Source organism: Flavobacterium sp. UBA5153, assembly GCA_002413745.1.
Taxonomy (GTDB): Bacteria; Bacteroidota; Bacteroidia; order Flavobacteriales; family Flavobacteriaceae; genus Flavobacterium.
The window spans coordinates 54,809-78,024 of sequence record DHXP01000007.1 but is presented as its reverse complement, the minus strand read 5'-3'; the positions used below and the strand labels follow the sequence as shown (position 1 = coordinate 78,024).

At 34.3% G+C, this 23,216-nt stretch carries 20 protein-coding genes; 1 reads left to right on the top strand and 19 read right to left on the bottom strand.

The window, feature by feature from the left end:
* Window positions 1–41 precede the first annotated feature (41 nt).
* From B2145_RS01600 to B2145_RS01510, 19 genes are all read right to left on the bottom strand, one after another.
* Complete coding sequence (locus tag B2145_RS01600; RefSeq protein WP_291097426.1) at window positions 42–449, bottom strand: c-type cytochrome; 408 nt, start codon at window positions 447–449, stop codon at window positions 42–44.
* Window positions 450–455: 6 nt separating this feature from the next.
* A complete protein-coding gene (locus B2145_RS01595; protein ID WP_291097424.1) occupies window positions 456–1,325 on the bottom strand; it encodes a hypothetical protein in 870 nt (289 codons plus the stop codon).
* Window positions 1,322–2,635 carry an NrfD/PsrC family molybdoenzyme membrane anchor subunit gene (nrfD, locus tag B2145_RS01590; RefSeq protein WP_291097422.1) on the bottom strand — a complete coding sequence of 438 codons (1,314 nt, stop codon included), beginning with the start codon at window positions 2,633–2,635 and terminating at the stop codon, window positions 1,322–1,324. Before nrfD ends, B2145_RS01595 begins: the two co-directional genes overlap by 4 nt.
* Window positions 2,636–2,637: 2 nt before the next feature.
* The gene (locus tag B2145_RS01585) at window positions 2,638–3,513 is read right to left on the bottom strand and encodes a 4Fe-4S dicluster domain-containing protein (RefSeq protein WP_291097421.1); all 876 of its coding nucleotides are present in this window, start codon (window positions 3,511–3,513) and stop codon (window positions 2,638–2,640) included.
* 65 nt (window positions 3,514–3,578) lie between these two features.
* Window positions 3,579–3,833 carry a hypothetical protein gene (locus tag B2145_RS01580; protein ID WP_291097419.1) on the bottom strand — a complete coding sequence of 85 codons (255 nt, stop codon included), beginning with the start codon at window positions 3,831–3,833 and terminating at the stop codon, window positions 3,579–3,581.
* A 173-nt stretch (window positions 3,834–4,006) separates the two neighbouring features.
* Window positions 4,007–4,849 (bottom strand): DUF5777 family beta-barrel protein, encoded by an 843-nt coding sequence (locus tag B2145_RS01575; protein ID WP_291097416.1) that lies wholly within the window; start codon window positions 4,847–4,849, stop codon window positions 4,007–4,009.
* 16 nt (window positions 4,850–4,865) lie between these two features.
* Window positions 4,866–5,249, bottom strand: a complete 384-nt coding sequence (locus tag B2145_RS01570) for a c-type cytochrome (RefSeq protein WP_291097414.1) — start codon at window positions 5,247–5,249, stop codon at window positions 4,866–4,868.
* A 54-nt stretch (window positions 5,250–5,303) separates the two neighbouring features.
* Window positions 5,304–6,362: a c-type cytochrome gene (locus B2145_RS01565; RefSeq protein WP_291097412.1), complete on the bottom strand. Its 1,059-nt coding sequence runs from the start codon at window positions 6,360–6,362 to the stop codon at window positions 5,304–5,306.
* A 425-nt stretch (window positions 6,363–6,787) separates the two neighbouring features.
* Window positions 6,788–8,506, bottom strand: coding sequence for a sodium:solute symporter (locus tag B2145_RS01560; RefSeq protein ID WP_291097410.1), 1,719 nt, complete (start codon window positions 8,504–8,506; stop codon window positions 6,788–6,790).
* Window positions 8,507–8,626: 120 nt separating this feature from the next.
* The gene (locus tag B2145_RS01555) at window positions 8,627–11,152 is read right to left on the bottom strand and encodes a PIG-L family deacetylase (RefSeq protein WP_291097408.1); all 2,526 of its coding nucleotides are present in this window, start codon (window positions 11,150–11,152) and stop codon (window positions 8,627–8,629) included.
* Window positions 11,153–11,307: 155 nt separating this feature from the next.
* A complete protein-coding gene (locus B2145_RS01550) occupies window positions 11,308–11,838 on the bottom strand; it encodes a hypothetical protein (RefSeq protein ID WP_291097406.1) in 531 nt (176 codons plus the stop codon).
* A 354-nt stretch (window positions 11,839–12,192) separates the two neighbouring features.
* A complete protein-coding gene (locus tag B2145_RS01545; protein ID WP_291097404.1) occupies window positions 12,193–12,642 on the bottom strand; it encodes a hypothetical protein in 450 nt (149 codons plus the stop codon).
* Between the two features lie 295 nt (window positions 12,643–12,937).
* The gene (locus B2145_RS01540) at window positions 12,938–14,698 is read right to left on the bottom strand and encodes a hypothetical protein (protein WP_291097402.1); all 1,761 of its coding nucleotides are present in this window, start codon (window positions 14,696–14,698) and stop codon (window positions 12,938–12,940) included.
* Window positions 14,699–14,850: 152 nt separating this feature from the next.
* Window positions 14,851–15,282, bottom strand: a complete 432-nt coding sequence (locus B2145_RS01535) for a hypothetical protein (RefSeq protein ID WP_291097400.1) — start codon at window positions 15,280–15,282, stop codon at window positions 14,851–14,853.
* A gap of 255 nt (window positions 15,283–15,537) precedes the next feature.
* Entirely contained in the window at window positions 15,538–16,692 is a 1,155-nt protein-coding gene (locus B2145_RS01530) for an AI-2E family transporter (RefSeq protein WP_291097398.1), read from the bottom strand.
* A gap of 358 nt (window positions 16,693–17,050) precedes the next feature.
* Entirely contained in the window at window positions 17,051–17,635 is a 585-nt protein-coding gene (locus tag B2145_RS01525) for a Maf-like protein (RefSeq protein ID WP_291097396.1), read from the bottom strand.
* The gene (locus B2145_RS01520; RefSeq protein ID WP_291097394.1) at window positions 17,628–18,557 is read right to left on the bottom strand and encodes a geranylgeranylglycerol-phosphate geranylgeranyltransferase; all 930 of its coding nucleotides are present in this window, start codon (window positions 18,555–18,557) and stop codon (window positions 17,628–17,630) included. The genes B2145_RS01525 and B2145_RS01520 overlap by 8 nt, the downstream gene beginning before the upstream one ends.
* Before the next feature lie 27 nt (window positions 18,558–18,584).
* Complete coding sequence (locus B2145_RS01515; RefSeq protein WP_291097392.1) at window positions 18,585–19,112, bottom strand: KdsC family phosphatase; 528 nt, start codon at window positions 19,110–19,112, stop codon at window positions 18,585–18,587.
* Window positions 19,102–19,857 (bottom strand): Rossmann-like and DUF2520 domain-containing protein, encoded by a 756-nt coding sequence (locus tag B2145_RS01510; RefSeq protein ID WP_291097390.1) that lies wholly within the window; start codon window positions 19,855–19,857, stop codon window positions 19,102–19,104. The genes B2145_RS01515 and B2145_RS01510 overlap by 11 nt, the downstream gene beginning before the upstream one ends.
* Window positions 19,858–20,059: 202 nt before the next feature.
* Between B2145_RS01510 and ccsA the strand changes: the two genes are divergently transcribed.
* Complete coding sequence (gene ccsA, locus B2145_RS01505) at window positions 20,060–23,194, top strand: cytochrome c biogenesis protein (protein WP_291097388.1); 3,135 nt, start codon at window positions 20,060–20,062, stop codon at window positions 23,192–23,194.
* Window positions 23,195–23,216: the final 22 nt, after the last annotated feature.

Below are 23,216 nucleotides of genomic sequence, written 5' to 3'. Positions count from 1 at the left end.
GTTTTTCAGCAGACCCTAAATAATGTAATATTTAAAAAAAATTATTTTTTCAAGGTTCTTACATAATTTACAACTAACCATCTGTCTTCGTCATTAGGAATTTTTTTCTTGAATGAAGGCATGTCATCTCTTCCTTCAGTCATTCTGTAGAACATTTCACCGTCAGTTTGTTTTTGAGATTTAGCAGATGAAAAATCTCCCATGTCTCCTTTAAGATCAGCAGCTTTTGAACCATCTCCAAGGCCTTTTTTTCCGTGACATGAGCTACATTGTTTTGCAAACAAGGCTTTTCCTTCATTGGCACCTTCTTTGTCTTTTGCATCTGTTGGGTTTTTCATGCTTTTGTATTTAGCAGGAACTTCCCATGGTTTAGATTGAACTAAAACGGTAAAAGAGAACAGAGCAAAAGCTGTTAGTCCGATAATAGTAAATAATTTTAAATTGCGCATAATTAATTAATTTTTAGATTTGTAAATTTTATATAGATTAAAGAGTAAAAGTACTAATGTTGACCAAATCCCAATTATTAATATATTTGGAATGATCAATAAAAAAATTGGTATTTTCGTCGGTGGAGACCACATCGTTCTTTCATTGAACGTTGATTTGTCCACTATTGGAACACCAAAAGCTGTGTTTATATTAGCAATAACCGTACCATATTTTTCGCTTTCGGGTAAAACAACTTGGAAGTTTAATTTTCCATTCAATCCAGTATATCCTTTTTCAACTGTAGCCGTAACAGCTCCGTCTGCATCAGTTGTGTAGCTCGATTCGCCTCCAACGGATAAATTACCGAACAACCTTTTTAATCCTATATTAAGGGATTCCTCAGCAATGGGTTTGTTTGTTGCAGAAAGTAATTTAGCTTTAATTGTGTAAGAGCTATCCGCCTTTTCAATAGAGGCTTCAATATTGATATCAGTTATCGTAACACTTTCATCTGCATCATCATACGTTTTGTCATTTTCTGATTTTACTTTGTATGCAGTTGATTGTTCAATAAACTTGGCAGGAATAATAAATTTCGCTTTTCCGTTAGTACTAGTTTTTACTTCGCCAATTTTAATATCAGCGGCAACACCTGTAGTATCAATTTTGTAAACTGTAAAGTTTAGATTACTACAAGGTTCAAAACCATTCTCACCTTTCGTCTTTGCAGTAATATTCAAAAATGAATTTTCTTTCATTATTTTTGAATATTGTATTGAAAGGCTTACACTTTTTTTCTCTTTTTGACTGTAGGCATTATTCCCGGAAAATGCAAAAAATAAAATCAAAATTAGAAGTGATGATTTGCAATATTTTATAACTGATTGTATCATAGTGAATCCGTTTTATGAGTTTCTAATAGCCCTTTTTCTTCGGCAGTTTCGTGTATTGGAATGATTGGCAAATAGCGAAATAATAGTGTCATAATTAACAAAGCAGCTGCTAAAGTTCCGAAAGTGATCATCCATTCTAATCCTGAAGGAAAATAAGTATGCCAAGATTTTGGCACCCCTTGAAAAGGTAGGAAAGGATGGAGTAAGGTTGGTGTAACAATGATAAAACGTTTCCACCAAGCCCCGACAACCACAAATATCCCTATTATAAAAAGGGGTAATGGTTTTCTTCCTTGCGGGAAAATCAAAGCGATAGTGGGAATTACCAATCCTCCAATAATTGCACTCCAGAACATTAAGGCATAATCTCCTAAAAATAATGAATATAAGTGACCTGCTTCTTCAGTTGTAGTTTTATAGGCAGGAACTAAATATTCATTTACATTAAAATATAAGTAAACTAAGCATAATAAAACGAGTAATTTTCCCATTTTGTCAAAATGCATTTCTGTAATATATTCTTCTAAATGATATACTTTTCTTAAAATATACATAATAACAACAACGGCACCAGCACCAGCAACAAATGCACCAGCAATAAAATAAGGGCCAAAATTTGAACTATCCCAACCAGGTCTATAGGTGGTTGCAAAAAGCCAAGCTGTCACGGTATGTATACCAAAAGCAACTGGAATAATCATAATAGACAAGGCGTTTATGGATTTATTATAAAGTCTTTCTTGCGTTTTGTTACCTGTCCAATTTAACGAAAGTTTCCCGTACCATTTGCTTAATTTTGGTTGGTCGGCAAAGTGTTTCTTAAGTATTGCAAAATCCGGTAATAGGGGATAAAACAACAGCATTAAACTAATCATCAAATAAGTGGTAATCACAAGCACATCCCAAATAATTGGGGATTGTAATCTTCCATGCAAAAATATATTGTAAATTCTGTCTGGACGCCCCATATCAATAATGATTGTGAGTCCTCCCATCATAATCGCTGCAACAGCAATCACTTCGGAAATCCTTGTTAGAGGTGTACTCCAGGTAACCCCTGATAGGCGCAAAATCGCCGTCACCAAGGAACCTACCAAACTTACAGCTACAAAAAACACAAAGTTTGAAATATAAACTCCCCACAATGCATAATCATTCAAGTGGGTAATGCTTAATCCTTTGGTTAGTTGTTGATAATAGGCATATAAAGCGCAAAGAATAACCACCACTAAAAAGGCAACCCAAATTTGGCCCAGTTTTCCAAATTTTCTTGGAGCGAGGTCTTGTATTAATTTATCATATCCTTTCATGGCTATACGTTTTTATGAACTGATTCATACTCATTGAAGTTTTCAAGTCCTTTTTCAAAAGCATCATCTTCTCTGCCACTTGGTGGTAGATAAAAAACACTTGGTTCTGCGCCTAATCCTTCCATTAATCTATGTCCTGCTCTTTCTTTTAAAAGTTTACTTAATTTGAACGTTTCTCCACTACCATTGGTTACGGCGTCTTCATACATATCACCAAAGGCATACACATCATTTGGACAAGCAGAAACACAGTGTGGAAGTTCTCCCATTGCAATTTTGTGAGGACAAAAATCGCACTTGTCGACAGTACCTTTTAAACTTGGCTTTCCAGTGTAATCGGGAGTATATTTCGCTTCATGAGCTGCAGGACCTTGATCTGGTTCTTTCCAATTAAAAACCCTGACAGAATAAGGGCAGGCTGCCATACAAAAGCGACAACCAATGCAGCGTTCATTATCAATCAGTACGATACCATCTTCACGTTTAAAAGTTGCATCAACAGGACAAACTTTCACGCAAGCTGGCTTGTCGCAATGTTGACATAATGTTGGCATCCAGTAAGGAGCTGTTGTTTCTGACTCCTGCATTTTATATACCTTGAGCCAAGCATTTTCACCCGTGATGTAATGATTTTTATTGCATGATTCCTGGCATTTAAGCGCGTTTTTGCATTTTGCCAAATCCACTACCATCACAAACTTTTTATTTGGAAATCCTTGTCTAGGATTGTAGTTTTCTGGCATCATGGGCATATCCTTGCATTCCGAGGCTGGTACCTGAACAATATGACCATCAGTTGTCATTAATTCAACTGTATCTTTTGATTTCCCTTCACCGAATACTTTTGATGCAAGTAAAGTTCCGGCAGTTGCAATCAAGCCGAATTTAATTCCTATTTCAAAAAATTTTCTTTTCGATTGTTGATTATTTTCTTCCATATCGATTATTTGTTTTTCAACCACCCTAAAAGGGATTTGTTTGAAATGTTTTTTTCAATTATTTTTGAATTGGCCAAAACACTTTTTTTGACTCTCACGGCTGTTCCGTCTGATTTCAACAAAGTTTGGTATTCGTCAGTTTCATCTGACTCCTCTTTTTTTGGCTTGCCAAAACCCAGAAGCGGAAGCATTAATCCACCGCCAAGTAGCGGTAAAAAACCTCGTCTGCTGATTTGATTTTTTTTATTTGAATCTTTCATTTATGATTGTGTTTTTACATTTATCTAAAATCAAGGCTAATTTATATAAATAGTCAAGAATTACACTAATTATGTATCTGATTTTTTTTAAATAAAATCCTTGATAATTTGTGTAATTCATGACTAAAAACAAAACAATATTTAGGTGTTAATTGTGGACAAACACACTATTTTTATAGATGCCACAATCTTGTAATGTTGAATCCTATAGCGAAATCTCCTTTGAAGAAATCATTTTGATTCATCATAATACTTTGTTGAGGAACAATTCCTCTATAATTAGTTATGAATAATTGAAATGCATGTGAACCTGTTGAGAATTCAACACCCAAACTAAGTCCTGGTTTTGGTGCATTCACTTGATTGGTTATTGGTTGAGTATAATCTACCAAAAGAGAAGCTGAATCGGTAATTTTTACACGTCCACCAACAGCAACAGCAAATAAGTCATTTTTCATTGGAGCCTCTACATAGTTGTAATGGGAAAGGCTAGGTGCTACTTGAAAGGAAACACTTCTATTGAAACGTTTTGCAATTATCAATTGATTGAAATAAGAGTAACGATCAGTAGAATGTAAAAAATCGCTTGTTGGTAAAGCACTTATGGCAAAATTCCCATAATAACTTACACTTACCGGCATTTCGCCACCACGTGTTTGTCTTAAAATTGCCCCTTTAAGGCTGAAATCTTGTAATCTGCTGTCTTTAGAAGTACCATAACCAATAGTAACTCTATCACAAACTGAATAATTCAATCCGATTCTAATGTTAGCCGGATCCCAGATTCCAATCATGTTGTTATCTCCGTTTACAAGACCAAAACGGTGATTCATAACGAATTCCAAAGTTCCTTTATTCCAAAGAACATTCGATTGGTTTTCGATTAATGTGGTGCTTTCGAATGCGGCACGTTCCAATTTTACTTTGCTTGGTACAATAGTGTCTTTTTGCTCTTGTGCCAACATCATCATTGGCAATGCAAAAACGGCTATAAAAATTGATTTATTTATTTTCATGATCTTTTATTTGTAATTAGTTATTAAGTGCGCCATCGTTAATCCATTTTTCCACTATAGCAAGTTTAGAGGCACTCAAGGCACCGTTTGGTGGCATTTGTGGAGCTCCTTTTCCTATCAATGCTTGGTATATAATACTACCGGGAGCGTCACCCGCAGTGACAAAATATTCACCGTCAACATTTAGTGTAGTCAATGCAGCGTAAGAATTACCTGTTGTTAAATTAGGGGCCTGAGCTCCGTTATGACAGCCAATACAGTTTTTGTTAAACAAAGGCTGGATATCTTTCTGAAAAGAAACATTTGCAGGTAGAGGTACAGCAGGAAGTTGGTCATTATAACAAGAGGTGACCATCAAAGCTATGGATACCATCATCAAGAATTGAAATAATTTTTTCATTTTATTTATTTTTTTAATTAATTTATTTTTTGATAAAAATTGATTGAACCTTAATTACGGATTAACAAGTTTAGTTGTGAAATCTGGGAATCTATTTGTATCTGCAAAAGCAGCTAGTAAATCTCTCATTTGATCTTGAGTAATTGGGGTAGCGGCCATCCATGGAATAGTGCCAAATTTCCCTGTTTGAATTAAAAATACTGATTCTGGAGTTTTATTTCTCATATATGAACCCACACCATACCATCTTACTGAACCTGGTTGCGCCAATCCTGCCCCAGCACCTATAGTTCCGTTTACTTGTCCAGGAGCTAAAACTGGCCCTTGTGCAGTTAATGTTCCATGTCCGTCAGCACCGTGGCAAACAACACATTTAGCGGTATAAAAAGCTACACCTGCAGCTGCATCACCACCAGCACCCCAATTTGAATAGGTTTGATAAGATACTGGAGCCGTTTGTCCTATTGCATAAGTTCCTGTTACGGCAACACTATATAAATCACCGTTTCTATTGTCAACTCCTTCTTTTAACCATTTAACCAAATCCCAAATTTTATCATCAGTAAGAATTTTACTGAAATCTGGGTGAGTTTGTCCACCTAAAGTTGGGTCTAAACCATTAGCGGTTTTCGTTGGATCAATAGCTCTACCTCCTACATTTTTGATAGCATCAAACAATTTTACGTTGTCCCAATCTCTCGTCTCTCTCAAGTGACTTACTGCTAAGTCAGGTTGGGTAGCTGATATTTTTTTATTAACACCAGCTTCACTTCTTCCCATACCATCCACGGCATGACAACCGGCACAAGAATAAAAATTCAAGTTAGCTTGTCCAGGTGTTGCTGGAGTAGTTTTTGGTGGCGTAGCAATATCTTTGATATTAATGCTAGGATCAGCTGCATAAGTTACGTCCGGCCATCCTGATGCATCAGCTAGCCAACCAGCTTCTGGATTTTCAAAATTACTAAATAATTTTGCTCCGTTTACTGCATCTGCATTTTCATAAGCCGCTTTTTCGGCAGCTAGTGGATCAACATAAATGTCATGGGTACAACTTTGTAGGACAAAGGTTAGGAGTCCAAGAATCAATATGCTTTTGTTTATTGTTTTCATAATTAATATTTGTTTAATTTATTTATTTTGTTTTTTTGTTTCTGTTCTGTTAGTTTTTTTTGTTTCATTTATATTTTGTTATGATTAGTTTGTGATAAAATTATTATGTAAATTTCTAATTTATTTCGACCCCATTAAATGATATTTATCATATTATTGGAAAATAATACAATTTTGTCTTGTTTTAATTAACTATCTGAAAATAAGCATATTATATTTTTTTAAGATGTGAATTCATAAAATAAAGGCAATGAATTAATAAAAAAAAATAATTTTAAAAAAAATAAAATTTGAAATGATATAAAAGTAGGTATAAACCCAATCCTAATCTCTAAAAACAACAACAACAACAACAACAACAAGTCTTTAAAAAATGATGGAAACTATAAAAAAACTTACTTAAAATTTTTTAAAGGACTTTTTTATTAAGGCTGACTTTTTCTCCTGAATGTAATTGCTTGTAGCAAAATTGACAAAACAATAGTCAACATCGCCCCAATGAAGTTGAGCCACAAATAGCCCAGTTTCTCTTCTCCGCTTGGAAAAATGAAAATAGCATAATAATAAATGATGAAAATGGTGATTTGGCTAATGATTGCGCTGCAAAAAATAGCTTTTGCTTTTACATACTTCACATAAAAGCCCACCAAGAAAATCCCCAAAACCGTTCCGTAGAATATAGAACCCACTATGTTTACCAATTGAATTAAATTTTCAAAAAGGGTTCCTATGCTGGCAAAAAGTATAGCAACAACACCCCAAAATAAGGTGAAAAATTTGGTGGCATTCACATAATGTCTTTCTGATTTTTCTTCCTTTAAATTACGTTTGTAAATGTCTATGGCTGTTGTCGAAGCCAGGGCATTGAGTCCGGAGGCTGTAGAGGACATGGCGGCAGAGATGATTACGGCAAGCAATAAGCCGATAAGTCCTTTGGGTAAATAATTCAGGATGAAGTGAAAAAACACATAATCTTTATCGTTGGTTTCGCTATTGCTGTCCGCTTTGAGGATAATTTCTTTTGCTTGATCTCTTAAGTCCTTTTCTTTGCCGGATAATCCAACCAATTCTTTTCGAAGAATGGGGTTGTCATAGTCCTGATTGAGTTGGTCAATATAGAGTAAGTTAATTACTTTCTTGTCTTCGGACAGTGCCTCCAGCTTTTTTTCCAGAACGTGATATTCGTTTTTATAGGGTGATTTTTCTACAATTATTTTGTTGTTTGGGTTGAAATTCAAAGGAACAGGGTTGAATTGAAAAAACACGAAAACCATGACACCGGTAAGCAATATGAAGAATTGCATTGGTACTTTCAAAAGTCCGTTCATAATCAATCCCATTTGACTTTCCCGAACGGATTTTCCTGACAAATAACGTCCCACTTGGGATTGATCAGTGCCAAAATAAGCCAGCGCCAAGAAAAAACCTCCTGTGATTCCGCTCCAAATAGTATATTTCTCTTCCGGGTCAAAAGAAAAATTGACGATATTCATTTTGTCATTTGCCCCGGCAATATGCAAAGCGCTGCTAAAAGTCATGTCATTGGGCAAATAATGCAAAATAAGAAAGAATGTGATAATCATTCCCGACATAATCACGAACATTTGCTGTTTCTGGGTAACGTTAACCGCTTTTGTACCACCTGAAAAAGTATAAATTATCACGAGGACACCTATTATAATATTCATTATGGTAAGGTTCCAACCTAGCAAAGCAGACAAAATTATTGCCGGGGCATAAATGGTAATTCCGGTTCCAAGGCCTCTTTGCACCAAGAAAAGAATGGCGGCAAGCGAACGGGTTTTTAAGTCAAACCGTTTTTCGAGGTATTCGTAAGCGGTGAAAACCTTGTATTTGTGATATATCGGGATAAAAGTCACACAAATTACAACCATGGCAATAGGCAAGCCAAAATAGAATTGCAAAAAACCCATTCCGTCATGATAGGCTTGTCCCGGAGTCGAAAGAAAGGTGATGGCACTGGCCTGTGTTGCCATAACCGAAAGCCCTACGGTATACCATGGGGTTTCGTTGCTTCCAAGGATATACTCTTCTACATTCTTGCTTCCTCGAGTTTTCCATACGCCATAGATAACTATAAAGAGTAAGGTTACCGTGAGTACAATCCAATCGATTAGTTGCATAGTCTAGCGGTATAATTTCATAATTAAATAAAAAATCAAAATATAAATAGCATTTGCCACGAGAACCCAAGTGTAGCTTTTTCTCCAGATTTTCACTTTCTTTGTTTCCATAATTTGAGTTTAAGGCTTCGCTTTTTGGGCAGGAATTGTCACTGTTGATTTCAACGAAATTATGTTTGCCAGTAATTTAAAAGCACCTTCCACCCCTTCCGGCAATTCCCTGAAAAAGCTCAATCCAGTGTAAATATAATATCCTTTGCCGTAAGGAGCAATCAACAGAGCACCATTTTTGGGAGTTTCCCCCTTATCATTTGAAGATAATATGGGAGTGAAGGCTTTATCAAATTCGTTGGGGTAATACAAACCTTGTTCCTGTTTCCAACCTTCGAAATCTTTTGTGGTAATTTTATTTGGGTAATTTAAAACGGGATGATTGGGAGCCAGAAACCGAACTTCGGCATTTTCTTCGGTAACTCTATCACCTGAAATTTTCATGGGAAATGGTGCAATATTTGGAGTTACAAAATCTCCTGGCATGTTGTATTGAACAAGCATTGTTTTACCTCCTTTAACAAAATCAAAAAGAATACTTTGTTTGTTTGCCAACGCTTTCACGATGTTATATGCACGTATTCCGGTTATTACAACATCTAAGTTTTCTAGTTTTTCTAGAGTGATTTCTTCGGGATCGAGAAGTGTAACTTTGTAGCCCATTTGGGTTAAACTGTTGGGAACTTCGTCGCCTGCCCCCATAATATAGCCAATTTTTTCTCCATTTGTTTTTAAATCAAAACGGATACATTTGGCCTCGGCAGGTTTCAATACTTGTTGTTTTGTAATATGACTGTAGTCAATGATAATTTGGTCTTTATCATATCGTTTATTGTCAATAGTAACAATACTTTTGGCAATTACTTCTTCGGGAGAGTTGGGAGGAGTTACCTTAAAATACACAGTTTGTTCAGTTCCTTTTTTATCCAGATTGAAAGGGATTGATTTTGGAGAAACAAGCCAATCCTCAGGTAATTCCAGTTGTAAATCTCCTTTTAGGGCATCTTTTCCTGCTTTGATTTTCACGGCTACGGACTTATTTTTATTGGCTGCAAAAAGCAAAACTTTGTCGAGAATACTCGTGGTTACTATTGGAACAATATCAAGATAATTATACATTTCGCCTTTAACACGATCATTATACTTATAAACAACGGCGTGCTCAAACGGGATTTGAATTCCATTAATTTCCATATTGAAAATGACTTTAGCTTCACGTTCACTTTCTGGCATTCCAATGTTTTTTTGGTCAGAAACCGTATACATTCCTTCGGTTCCTTTTTCTTTTAACCAATAAGGCTGCGTGTAGTCAATAGTTTCAGGTATTTGTAGATCGAGAGGGATGTTTTGAGAAATATTATTGTTTAATGCTAGATTTTGGGTTGTTGTTTTTTGATCCGGCAGAGTGGTCAAACTCAATAATTGCATCTTTGTTGAACTTCTGTTTATGGCTTCAAGCTTTAACTTTACAAGGCTCGCCGGTGTAGCTTCTTGGTTTTCGGCAACAGCTTCAAGATACAATCCGGAGCAAGCAGCAATAGTTTTTTTTATTTCCGCAGATTTTATTGGTGCCCAATGGTTTTCCTCCAATGATTGAATCATCGAATAGGCTTTTGCCAAATCAGGAATACTCGCCGAAGGATTGGTGAAATCGTATTGTGAAGCAATGATTGTCAGCAATTCGCCAATGGGTTTACCGCCTTTTACCCGGTTCCAACTGGTGTCGATTCCATCAAAAATGGAAGATTTATCGTGCGGCGCTTCTCCATTTATTAGTTCTAGATATTCTGTTTCTTCTCCGCGACTTCCCGTACTCCCAAAACCTTGTGATTGGTGGCAACTTCGGCTTAATGCGGCAATTTCTTGATTTGATTTGCCGATGGTTGGATAATAAACCCCTGTTTGTATTGAAATTAAATTGGATTTATTTGCGGCATCAAATTTTTCCTTGCTTCCATAAAACCACCACGAAGTATTGAAAAATTGCCGTTTTGGTTGCCAAGGTTCCACTAATTTTAATTGTTCGGGAAAAATATTTGGGTTGTTTGCCAAATCAAAACTTTCGACGCTCAAGATTGCCGATGCGGTATGATGGCCGTGTGTTGTTCCGGGGGAACGATGGTCAAAACGATTGATGATTACGTCGGGCTGAAATTTTCGGATTGCCCAGACAATATCGGCAAGTACTTTTTCTTTGTCCCAAATTTGTAATGTTTCCTCTGGGTTTTTGGAAAAGCCAAAATCATTGGCACGCGAAAAAAATTGCGTACCACCATCAATTTTTCGCGCTTCTATAAGTTCTTGGGTTCGGATCACGCCCAATAATTCCCTTAATTGTGAGCCTATCAAGTTCTGGCCGCCGTCGCCACGTGTCAAAGACAAATAGCCGGTTCTTGCTTTTGTTTCATTGGATAAATAAGAAATTAAACGGGTGTTTTCATCATCGGGGTGCGCTGCAATGTAAAGCACAGAACCCAGAAAATTTAATTTCTGGATTTGATTGTAAATTTCTGCCGAATTTGGTTTTTGGGGTTTTTGTGCACCGGCGAAGGTCCAAATAAGTAGTAAAAGAAATAAAAATTTAAATTTTTGCATTTAGATTATTTTACAAGAAAGTCAAATATACTAAATATCAAAAGGCAATTTAAAAAATGTGATAAATAATACCTAAATAATCGAGAGAGTTATTCAAAAAAAAAACAGAGAACTTCACGTTCTCTGTTTTTAATTTTTATCCAATCGAATCCTATTTAATCACGATCGTCATCATTTTCATGTCTATTTTCACGTTCGTTGCGATTACGTCTTTCATTTTTGTAATAATTATGGTTATTATAGCCATTGTTGTATCGACCTTGATTGGATACTTCTACATAATCATTTCTTCTTTGATATTGTGGACGATAGTATTCTTCTCTGTAATTTCGATTGTTATTGCGATAGTATTTTTCCCTGTCTGAATTGAAATTGGTGTAAGGAGAATTCCCTCTGTAATTTATGGCAACTTTGTATCCACGATTTACATCATAATCTCTGCAATATTCAGGTAAATAAGCAGTACGAACCCAACCTCTTGGACCATTATAAATATAGACTTCTGAATTAACATCGTAATAGGCTTCGATTTCTGGAAGATAATAATATCTCACATCGTTATTGTAATGATTTTGATTTTGCCATTGTGGTCTTGAGCCTAAATTTACACTAACCGAAAATTGTGCGCTGGTTTGTAATGTGAACATTAAAATAAACGCTGCTAAAGTAAGTTGTAACTTGTTCATAATGTTTGGATTTTAGTTATTAATAATTCTTAAAATTGTTTGTTGATTGAGAATTTCCAATAACTATGCCACAATTTTTTTATGAAACAAAAAGTTATAATTTTAACAAATAAGTAATTGGAACGATTTGTTGTCGTATTATTAAAACTATTTAATTATTTGTTTTTCAATTAATTAAGGCAATTTGTTTAAATGTAAAACACGACATTATATCGTTTTTACTACTTAGTTGTAATAATGAAAAAATTGAATTCAAAAACAAAAATTTTCATATAATGTTCTTGACTTTCTTTAATAAAAAAAGAGAGAACCAAAACTGGAACTCTCTTTTTTATGTTTAAATGGAATCAGGAATTAATGCCTGTCATTTCCGCGACCCTTGTTATCTCTTCCACGGTTATCATTTTCTCTTCGATTATCCTGTCTTTTTCCAATTGTTCTTTGCGGGCTGCCTTTATACCCTTTATAATATTTTGTTCTATGATTTCTAAAATAAGTGTAAGGTCTTGCTCCTCGATAATCATTCAAAACTACTTTGTATCCATTATACAAGTCATAGTTTCTATACTGTCTTGGTAAATACCTTGATCGAATCCATCTCCCATTGCTAATATAGATAAACTGCGAAGCTCGAATGTCATAATAAGCCTCAATATCAGGCAAATAATAGTATTGTACATTTGAATAACCTGCTGGACCCCATGATGGAGGCGTGCCAAAATTCACGCTAACCGAAACTTGCGAATATGTCAAACTAGACACAAAAAGGAATAATCCTATCGCAATTAATTTTAATGTTTTCATTTTTTTATAATATTTAATTAAGAATCTATAACTGTTTATTTTTAAGTTACTACTTTACTTAATGACAACACCATCATCATTAAATAAAAGCTTAATTTTTCATCTTTTTTCAATTTTTGTTTGACAAAAATGTCAATGTAAATATACAAAAAAATTAGGTCTAAATATTGCATTATTATTCTTAATATTTACAAAATTCACAGTTTAAATAAACGGGTTTAAATTTGTAACAGGGTATTTATAAGAAAGTTAACGCAGTTTTTTTTTAATTGATATTAAGTTGATAAATTGATTTTTATTTGAAGATTACGGTGCGCGGTTTGGCTAATTCAAAATTTTGAAAACCAAAATCAGTTGTTTCAAATGAATTTGTTTTGAAAATATTATCACCATTTCCCGGAATAGTTGGGTAATAAGCAAAGGAAATCTGGAAGGTTTTAAAAATCAAATAATCATTGGTAATTAGAAATCCGACTCCGATTTTTGAAAAGGCTTTGCTATTTTGCAAACCATTAGTCTCGTTTCCAAGCATTGCAATTGTATAATTAAAATAAGGATTTAGCCTGAAACCCCAAAGATTCCATGTTGGATAAGCCTGAGTTTGCAATGTCAGCACCATTTTTTCAGTGCCATAGACGGCACTTTTAAAGCCGGGAATTCCGTAATTTTCATTAATTGTGAGTCGGTCACCAATCGAATTCACACGGTTTGTACCAATGATGAATTGTGGTTTAACGAACTGTCTTAATTTCCAGTTTCCAATCTCGAATAAATTCGTGAAATAATTTGCTTGGAGAGAAAAAGCGGTTTGACTTGTAACAGATTTATTAAAAAAAGTGCCGAATTCAAAATTGGTACTTAAAAATCCCCATCTATAATACTTCCCAAACGAAGCCTGACAACCCAAATAGAGACGGCCAAGATTATTTTTATATTGATAACCTCCAGTTATTCCATATATTTTTCCAATGGGAACATCTTCAATAATTCCATTTCTAAAAATATATTTGTCCTCGACAAACTTACGTGTAGTAATACCAATTCCGGAAAGAAAGAATTTTTCTTCCGAATAAAAATCGATAGGATCGTATAGGACAGTAGGGCTTTCAAGGTATTTTATGTTTAAAAAACGACCAGATAAAATCAGATTTGTTGTTCTGTCGTGTACAGTATTTCCTTTAAAAATACTGAAAGCACGTCCCATCCAAAAATCTTGAGAATCGTATTTGAAATTCTGCTTGGCATATATCAAATTGGCATCCTGAAGCGTATCTTTTCTAAATTGTTGGTCCAAATAAATTCCGCCAGCCCATTTTGTGAAAGGAGAATAAAAAGGACGCTCCATATTTATGCTTTTACCATAATAATTATCTAAATCAATATAATAACCCACTGTTGTTCTGATGAATGTATTTTTGATATTAGGAACAATATACTGCAGGCTATACCCACTTTTCCCATCGCTGAACCTATTCGTGTATCTATTATCAAATTCATGACCTGAACCTAAAAAATTATGTTCATTCAATTCAAAAGAGGTTCTTGAACTCGAAATGGAGCCTTTTGGAATAATACTCCAGGAATCCAAAACACGAATATAAACATCAACGGAATCAGAATTTTCACTTGTTAATTCTGGGGATATATTAACTCTGCTAATATATCTTTGAGTTCTAATTAAACGTTCAGATTCTTTTACCAGTAATGAGTCTAATGGTTTGTTTTTTCTTAAAAGCAATAAATTCTTAATGGCAAGCCTATTGGTTTTAATATGCAATCTGTTTCCGGTTCTCTCTCCCCAATTTTCAGGTTTTTTTGTGGAATCAATTTCAGAATATCCAAAAGGGTCAAGAGTGGTAATATTGATATTTCTAATTATTTTGCCTTCAAATTCTCGATAACTTTTTTGAACTTCTTTATTCTTTTTTGGATTGGCGGGTTTAAAAATTAAATCGTGCAAAAAATGGGTAGTCTTATGCTTTTTAGAATAGGTTTGAATATCCTTGTAAACTTCGGAACTGTCTTTTTTGGGTTTATTTTCTTGTGAAAAAGACATTTGAAAGTAAAGAAAGAGTAAAAAGAGTAATAATATATTTTGTTTTCGAGGCATTTAATAAATAAATATTTAAAACAATGTTTTTATGTTCTTTGGTAAAAAAAGGAGAACCATAACTGGATCTCCCTTTTATGTTCAAATGAAATCATAAATTATCGCCTGTTATTTCTACTATTTTTGTTATTATTTCCGCGATTATCATTCCTTTTTCCAATTGTTCTTTGCGGGCTGCCTTTATACCCTTTATAATATTTTGTTCTATGATTTCTAAAATAAGTGTAAGGTCTTGCTCCACGATAATCATTCAAAACTACTTTATAACCACCGTACAAATCATAGTTTCTATACTGTCTTGGCAAATATCTTGATCGAATCCATCTCCCATTGCTAATATAGATAAACTGCGAAGCTCGAATGTCATAATAAGCCTCAATATCAGGTAAATAATAGTATTGTACATTTGAATAACCTGCTGGACCCCATGCTGGAGGCGTGCCAAAAGTCACTCTAACCGAAACTTGCGCTTGTGTCAAACTAGATACAAAAAGGAATAATCCTAACGCAATTAATTTTAATGTTTTCATTTTTTTAAGTATTTAATTAATAATCGTTTATTGTTTATTATCCAACGGGTTATTTATTGGTTAATACAATATTTTTTCATAGATCCACCAACTATGCCAAAATAGTAAATTAAGATTCAACCAAAATGTTTAGGTTTTTCATTTTTTTTTGTGGATTATTTTTTTTGTCGTATAAAGATACAAAACATTTAATAACAAATAGTTATGATTTTTAAGAATGTAGTGCTAAAAACGAATTGCAGCGAATGAGTTAATTTATGGATTAGATTTTGTTGCTGTTTCGGAATCATTAAAAGACGATTTTTTAGTTCGCCATATAAAAGTCTTCGGTAAATTATCACCCATTAAATATCCCCAAGGTTCGGCTGATTCTATTCTGTCGAAAACTATTTTTAGGATGGCTAATATTGGGATTGCCAAAAACATTCCCGCAATTCCCGCAATTTGACCACCAATGATAATTCCTACTATTGAAACAAAGGCGTTTATTTGTACTTTTGTGTTTATAATCATGGGCACAAGAATATTATTGTCAATTAATTGCACAACTAGATTTACTATGATTACCCCTAAAATCAGTGATACTTCTGGTGAACCCGTTAAAGAAGATAAGATGGTCAATATTCCTGCAACCAGAATCCCGATATAAGGTATCAGATTTAATATTCCTGTAATAATCCCCAATAAAATAGCGTATTTAACGCCTATAAAGTAAAGGCCAATACTTGTTAATGCTGAAACAGCAATCATTTCGAAAATCAAACCCGAAATATAACTTTGAACAGCTCCTTTTATTTGAGTTAGGATTTCCCGTAGCTTAGCGTGATATTCTTTTCTAAATAATTTTGCCAGAAACAATATAAAATGGGTTCTATATAAAAGTATCAGAAAAGTATAAATAGGTATTAAAGCCAAATCCAAAATAGAATTGGTTATCGAAACTATTGTTGTACCAATGGTTTCTTTTCCTTTTTTTACGGAATCTTGTGTTACATCTTCAATATATTTTCTTTGTTCCCATATGCTGACATGAAAATTTGTCCTGATAAATCGTTGAATATTAATAATGAAAATATTGATATTTTTTCTTATTTCGGCAAAATCATTGGCTATATCGCTAATTTCATAGGATATGAATGCGAGGATTCCTAAAATTAGTGCTACAAAAAGGATTACGGCTACTGTTGATGACAAACCATTTGGAAATCTTAATTTTGAATTTAAAAAATGAACGATTGGAAATAATAAGACAGCAAATAAAAAGGCCAATAAAATGGGAATCAGGACACTTTTGCCAATATAGAGAATATAAGTAATGCCAATCAAACTTATCACCATAAAGGAAAGCCTGATATAAAAGGGAGTTTTGATTGTGCTGTTCATATCATTATTATGGATTAATATACACATTAAAATCTCTTTTGATTAGTTAATGTTTAACCCGTTGGGTGCAATTATTAAAAACGTCAATTCGAGTGTTTTTTGTGCAGTAAAACGGAACAAAAAATGTATCGAGAACCGTTTTTAATAATAATTTTCTAGTTCTCGATACGATTTTCTATCGAAAATCACTCGAACTGACGAAAATTATCATCAAAAACTAATTACACCCAACGTGTTAATGTTTAATATGCAAATATGATATTTCTTTAAAAAATGGTAGTTATATGATTTTCTATATTTTTTATATAATTACCACATTCTAAGTTTGAAATTAGAACAAAATGAGAGATATGAACTTTTTATAAAACTAAAAACAACAAAATATTTATGACAAATTACTCAAATATTCAAAGACTTTATCCGTGGGCATTCCCATAACATTGGCATAAGATCCTTCGATTTTTGAAACGCCGACAAAACCAATCCATTCTTGTATGCCGTAAGCACCTGCTTTGTCAAATGGTTTGTAATTTTCAATATAATAGCGAATGGATTCATCGCTTAATTCATTGAAAGTCACTTTTGTAATTTCGTGAATTAGAGCAGTTTTGGCATTGGTTTTAAAACAAACCGAGGTGATTACTTCGTGAGTGGCATTCGACAATGATTTTAGAATATCAAAAGCATCTTGTGCATCTTTTGGTTTACCCAAAGCCTTATTGTTATGCCAAACAATCGTGTCGCTGGTTATCAGGATTTCATTTGGTTTCAATTTCCCTTCAAAAGCATTGGCTTTCAACTCGGCTAAATAGTTGGTAATTTCCTCGGCTTTTAGTTCTGGAGGATAAATTTCCTCGATTTCTTTCAGTCTGATTTCAAAATCTAGGTCTAAATCCTTAAAGAATTGCTGGCGTCTTGGTGAACCCGAAGCTAGAATCAGCGTGTATTTTTGTAATTTATTTTTAAGCATTGTGTTTCAGGTTTAAGCTAATAATGACAATCGACAACATTCCAAAAAAGAGAATCCATTTTAGAAGCAGACTCAAGAAGTGAAAATCTTTTTTGGTTTTTGCTGCCCAAATTTTTATGGTGAAATAAATCAACGGTGCTAATATAAATACCAATCCATATAACGTGCTTATGAATAAACCACTTGAAAAAACATATTGATCGATGTAATAAACGATGCAAATTATGGGAATAAAACTCAACCCAAAAACAAGTTTCGTGGCTCGTTTTACGCCAAAAGCAATAGGCAAAGTATTCATTCCTTGGTTCAAATCGCCTTCAACATCTTCTAAATCCTTGACAATTTCCCGAATAAAATTGATGATGAAAGCAAAAATGGCATAATCTAAAAGTATCCCAAAAAGCAATCCCATAATGGGTTTGTTTTCTTCAAAAGTCACGGGATATAAATCGAAAATCCCAATGATCAAAACACTAAAAGAAAGCAACAAGGCGACGATAAAGTTGCCAATTAGCAGGCTTTGTTTCAGGCTCGTGGCATAAAAATAAAGCGTTGCCGCAATGATTATAAATAATGAAGCAAAACCAGGTTTGTCAATCACATTTGATAAATAAAAACCTATGCCAACTCCAATAATGGTGAAACCAATGTAAAGATTGTATGCTTTCGTTTCTGAAATGGTTTTACCAATAATTACCTTTTCGGGTTTGTTCTCCATATCAGTTTCCACATCAAAAATATTGTTGATGATATAACCTCCAGCCGCAATACAGACAGTTGCTAAAACCAATATGCCGTATTGCCAATCGGCCAAAGCCAAAGGAACATTTTGCAATTTCAAGAAACCATACCTAAAAATAAGCTGCATAAATGCCAGCATTAGTAAGTTTTGGTATCGGATTAGTTTTAAAAGGTGAAGCATTTATTTTATTTAAAATTTAAAATAATATTAATCCAGCTTTCCGTCAAAATAGGTCATCCATTTTCCTTGCACTTTCATCACCTGTTCAATTACTTCTCGAGCAGCACCTTTTCCACCGTTTTTATGCGAAATATATTTAGATATTGCCTTGATTTCCGGACTGGAATCTTGTGGACAAGTAGGTAATCCCACCAATTTCATTACGTGGTAATCAGGAATATCATCTCCCATATACAAGACTTGTTCCGGCTTAATGTTATACAATTCTATATATTCTTTATAAGTTTCGACTTTGTCTGGCGTGCCAAGATGGATATCAGTTATTCCAAGATTTCTCAATCGAATACGGACACCTTCGTTGCTTCCTCCCGAAATAATGCATACGTTATAACCACATTCCACGGCCGCTTTCATCGCATAACCATCGCGAATATTCATTGTTCGCAGAATTTCTCCTTCACTGGTTACAAAAACAGAACTATCAGTGAGCACGCCATCGACATCGAAAATAAATGTGGTGATGTCGTTCATTATTTCTTTATAACTATTTGCCATTATTTTGTATGGATTGGGTTAGTATTTTATAGATTGTTGCGTGATTTTCATTCGATAAAAAATCCAAATGAGCTTCGATTGTTTGTTTGTCATTGCGCTTGGCCGGACCGGTTTGCGCTTCTTTTGGCGAAAGTGTCATCACTTTGTTCACCGTTTCCAAAATTAATGGTTTTAAGATTTCAAACGGAACTTTATTTTCTTCACAAATTTCATTGCCAATTTGGTACATCAAATTCACGAAATTATTGACAAAAACTGCCGAAATATGCAATGCTTTTCGTTGTTTTTCATCGCTTTTGAATGCATTATTTGAAATGGATTGCGCCACTTTTTCCAATAAATCAAAATCGGATTCATTTTCGCTTTCCAAACAAATTGGGATTGGTCTAAAATCGACTTCCACATTTTTCGTAAAAGTTTGCAACGGATAAAAAATGCCTCTTCTATTTTTTTTATCCAAAGAATCCAATGGAACGCTGCCCGAAGTATGCACGACAAGGCGATTTTCGAATGGCAATTGCGAGGAAACAGTTTTAATGGCATCATCAGAAACCGCAATAATGTATAAATCGGCTTCGGCCAAATCATTAAAATTATCCGTTATTTTACTGGAATCGAGTAGGGGAACGACACTTTCTTTTCGTCTTGAAAATACTTGCGTAATCTCTATTTCGTCACTTTTGGAGAAGGCATTAATCAAATGCTGGGCCACATTTCCAGAACCAATAATTACGATCTTAATCATCCGACAAAATTAACAAAAAAAAATAATTAGCAACATATAATGTTATTAATGGGATTTAAAAGGGAGAATATCTATAAAATTTATTTTTTCTTAAAAATATCGAATGCTTAATTTTGGATTAAATTAACAATCACGTAAATAGGCAACTCAACAATTTTAAGTACTTTTGGCAAGACTTTTATAAAAACGTAAATTATTACTGATGATTAAGAAATTAATTTCTATTTTATTTTCCACACGATTGATGGCTATGCTTTTCCTGACTTTTGCAATTGCAATGGCTACAGGAACATTTATCGAAAGCAAATACAACACTGATACAGCACGAATTTGGGTTTATAATGCCTGGTGGTTTGAAGGAATTATGCTGGTATTTATGATAAATTTTATTGGAAACATCAAGCGTTATCAATTGTTAAAAAAAGAAAAATGGGCAACCCTTATGCTGCATTTGGCTTTTGTTTTCATTATTGCAGGAGCTTTCATCACGCGATATATCAGTTTTGAAGGAATGATGCCCATTCGAGAAGGCGCCACCGAAAACCAATTTTATTCAGATAAAATGTATCTCACGCTTTTTGTGGACGGTCAATACCAAGGCGAAATGAAACGTAGGGTTTTCGAAAAAGCAGTGAGACTTTCACCAGTCACCAACAATGATTTTTCTATTTCTGATAATTTTGACAAAACAAAATTCGAGGTAAAATATGAAAATTTCATTATGGGAGCAAAACAAGTTATTAAGCCCGATGCAAAAGGCAGTTTATATTTCAAAATTGTCGAAGCGGGTGATAGCGGTCGAGTGGAGCATTTCTTGAAAGAAGGAGAATTGCAAAACATTCATAATGTGCTTTTTTCTTTAAATAAATTCACGGCCGGTGCCATAAATATTACCATAAAAGGAGATGTTTCCACAATTCAAACTCCATTTGAAGGTGAGTTTATGCGAATGGCCGATAAATTGCAAGGCAAGGTGGCTAAAGACAGCATACAACCTTTGATGATGCGTTCCTTGTACAGCATTGGAGATATGCGAGTTGTATTTCCAGAGCCCGCCGCAAAAGGAGTGATAGGTTACGATTCGAAAAATGATTATAGAGCCAAAGGCAATAATGATGCATTGGTGCTTAAATTGTCTGCAGATGGCCAACAAAAAATAGTAACCTTATTAGGTTCGAAAGGCAAAACAGGAGAATCAAAATCCGTTAAAATAGGAAAACTGGAGTACACTTTTTTCTACGGAAGTAAAGCCTATACATTACCTTTCAGTATCAAATTAAATGATTTTATTGCCCAAAAATATCCTGGAACACAAAGAAGTTTCTCTTCGTTTGAAAGCCAAGTTACGGTTCAAGACGGAACAAAACCCTTTGATTATAAAATATATATGAATCATATCCTGGATTACAAAGGGTTTCGATTTTTTCAATCTTCATTCGACCCAGATGAAAAAGGAACCGTATTATCTGTTAATCATGATTATTGGGGAACTTTGATTACTTATATTGGCTATTTTATGTTGTTTTTTGCAATGCTTGCGATACTTTTTACCAAGCATTCTCGTTTTGCCGATTTGAAACGAAAACTGGAAGTTGTAAAAACCAAGAAAGCAAATCTATTGTCAATACTGGTTTTATTTTTGAGTTTTGGTGCTTTCGCCCAAAATCACAACAGCCAAATTTTAACTGTAAAACAGATAGATTCGATACTCAATAAAAATAAAGTACCCGAAGCCCAAGCGGCAAAATTTGGAAGATTAATTGTTCAGGACGCCGGAGGCAGAATGAAACCCATAAATACTTTTTCGTCTGAATTGTTGCGAAAAGTGAGTCACAAGGACACTTATAATGATATGAATTCCGATCAAGTATTTTTGTCGATAACACAGGACGGGAACATTTGGATTCAGGTTCCAATGATTTATATCAAAGCAGGAAACGACAGCATCCGTAAAATTATCGGAATAGATAAGGAAGTGAAATATGCTTCATTTATGAACTTTTTTGACAAAACGGGGAATTATAAATTGGCACCCTTTTTAGATGAAGCGTTCAAAAATGCGAATCCAAACCAATTTGAAAAGGATTTTATCGAAACCGATAAAAAAGTGAATTTGATGGAAGCCGCTTTGAGCGGAAGCATTTTGAAGATTTTCCCTATTCCGGATGATGTAAACAACAAATGGGTTTCTTACCCAGAATTGGGAAAAGCCGGTTTAAAAGGAATGGTGGCTACCTATACATCAAGTATTCTTCCATTGTATTTCAACTCTTTAAACAAAGCAACCGTTTCTCATGATTATAAACAAGCCGATGAATTATTGGAAAGTATAAACGGTTTCCAGAAAAAGTTTGGAAGCAAAGTGAGACCAAGTGAAGAAAAAATCACTTCGGAGATATTGTATAACAAATATGATGTATTCCAGAAACTACCTTATTGGTATATGTTTGCGGCTATTTTGATGCTCTTTTTTACCATCCTCAAAATATTTAAAGAAGGAAAAGCCCTGAATTTTTTAATCAATTCGATGCACATTATTATTGCAATATTTTTTGGATTGCATACTTTGGCTTTAATAGCACGTTGGTATATTTCTGGTCATGCGCCTTGGAGCAACGCCTATGAATCGATAATATATGTAGCTTGGGCAACCATGTTTTTCGGTTTGGTTTTCGACAAAAAATCAAAACTTACCGTGGCCTCTTCTGCTTTTGTGACTTCTATGATATTGTTAGCGGCTTATATGAACTGGATCGATCCGGAAATTGGCAATTTACAACCCGTTCTTAATTCGTATTGGCTTATGATTCACGTTGCGATAATTGTGGCGAGTTACGGACCATTTGCGTTGGGAATGATTTTGGGAACGGTTTCTTTGATATTGATTTTGTTTACCAATGAAAAAAACAGACCTAAAATGATTTTGAACATCAAGGAATTAACTTATATCAACGAAATGGCCTTGACAGTTGGGTTGATTATGCTCACCATCGGGAATTTCCTTGGCGGACAATGGGCTAATGAAAGTTGGGGACGTTACTGGGGCTGGGATCCAAAAGAAACTTGGGCTCTGATTAGTATTATGGTCTATGCTTTTGTGATTCACTCCCGTTTTGTGCCTTCCCTTAGAGGAAAATGGGCTTTTAACTTGATGAGTATTTTTGCTTTCGTATCCATTTTGTTTACGTATTACGGAGTAAATTTCCATTTAGTAGGATTGCATTCCTATGCGAGCGGAGAAGCTCATTCATTAGCTTGGATATGGTATTCCTTGGGAACGATTGCCTTGTTTGGAGCGATTACTTATCCAAAATACAGGAAATATTACAAAAAGTAAAATAATTTAATGACTATAAAAG

Bases quoted from the DNA above. Each gene is read 5' to 3' on its own strand.
- B2145_RS01560 (WP_291097410.1), bottom strand. From the start codon at position 8,506: ATGCAACTAATCGATTGGATTGTACTCACGGTAACCTTACTCTTTATA.
- B2145_RS01570 (WP_291097414.1), bottom strand. From the start codon at position 5,249: ATGAAAAAATTATTTCAATTCTTGATGATGGTATCCATAGCTTTGATG.
- B2145_RS01595 (WP_291097424.1), bottom strand. From the start codon at position 1,325: ATGATACAATCAGTTATAAAATATTGCAAATCATCACTTCTAATTTTG.
- B2145_RS01545 (WP_291097404.1), bottom strand. From the start codon at position 12,642: ATGAAAACATTAAAATTAATTGCGATAGGATTATTCCTTTTTGTGTCT.
- B2145_RS01535 (WP_291097400.1), bottom strand. From the start codon at position 15,282: ATGAAAACATTAAAATTAATTGCGTTAGGATTATTCCTTTTTGTATCT.
- B2145_RS01580 (WP_291097419.1), bottom strand. From the start codon at position 3,833: ATGAAAGATTCAAATAAAAAAAATCAAATCAGCAGACGAGGTTTTTTA.
- B2145_RS01510 (WP_291097390.1), bottom strand. From the start codon at position 19,857: ATGATTAAGATCGTAATTATTGGTTCTGGAAATGTGGCCCAGCATTTG.
- B2145_RS01520 (WP_291097394.1), bottom strand. From the start codon at position 18,557: ATGCTTCACCTTTTAAAACTAATCCGATACCAAAACTTACTAATGCTG.
- nrfD (WP_291097422.1), bottom strand. From the start codon at position 2,635: ATGAAAGGATATGATAAATTAATACAAGACCTCGCTCCAAGAAAATTT.
- ccsA (WP_291097388.1), top strand. From the start codon at position 20,060: ATGATTAAGAAATTAATTTCTATTTTATTTTCCACACGATTGATGGCT.
- B2145_RS01575 (WP_291097416.1), bottom strand. From the start codon at position 4,849: ATGAAAATAAATAAATCAATTTTTATAGCCGTTTTTGCATTGCCAATG.
- B2145_RS01600 (WP_291097426.1), bottom strand. From the start codon at position 449: ATGCGCAATTTAAAATTATTTACTATTATCGGACTAACAGCTTTTGCT.
- B2145_RS01515 (WP_291097392.1), bottom strand. From the start codon at position 19,112: ATGGCAAATAGTTATAAAGAAATAATGAACGACATCACCACATTTATT.
- B2145_RS01550 (WP_291097406.1), bottom strand. From the start codon at position 11,838: ATGAACAAGTTACAACTTACTTTAGCAGCGTTTATTTTAATGTTCACA.
- B2145_RS01530 (WP_291097398.1), bottom strand. From the start codon at position 16,692: ATGTGTATATTAATCCATAATAATGATATGAACAGCACAATCAAAACT.
- B2145_RS01565 (WP_291097412.1), bottom strand. From the start codon at position 6,362: ATGAAAACAATAAACAAAAGCATATTGATTCTTGGACTCCTAACCTTT.
- B2145_RS01555 (WP_291097408.1), bottom strand. From the start codon at position 11,152: ATGCAAAAATTTAAATTTTTATTTCTTTTACTACTTATTTGGACCTTC.
- B2145_RS01525 (WP_291097396.1), bottom strand. From the start codon at position 17,635: ATGCTTAAAAATAAATTACAAAAATACACGCTGATTCTAGCTTCGGGT.
- B2145_RS01540 (WP_291097402.1), bottom strand. From the start codon at position 14,698: ATGTCTTTTTCACAAGAAAATAAACCCAAAAAAGACAGTTCCGAAGTT.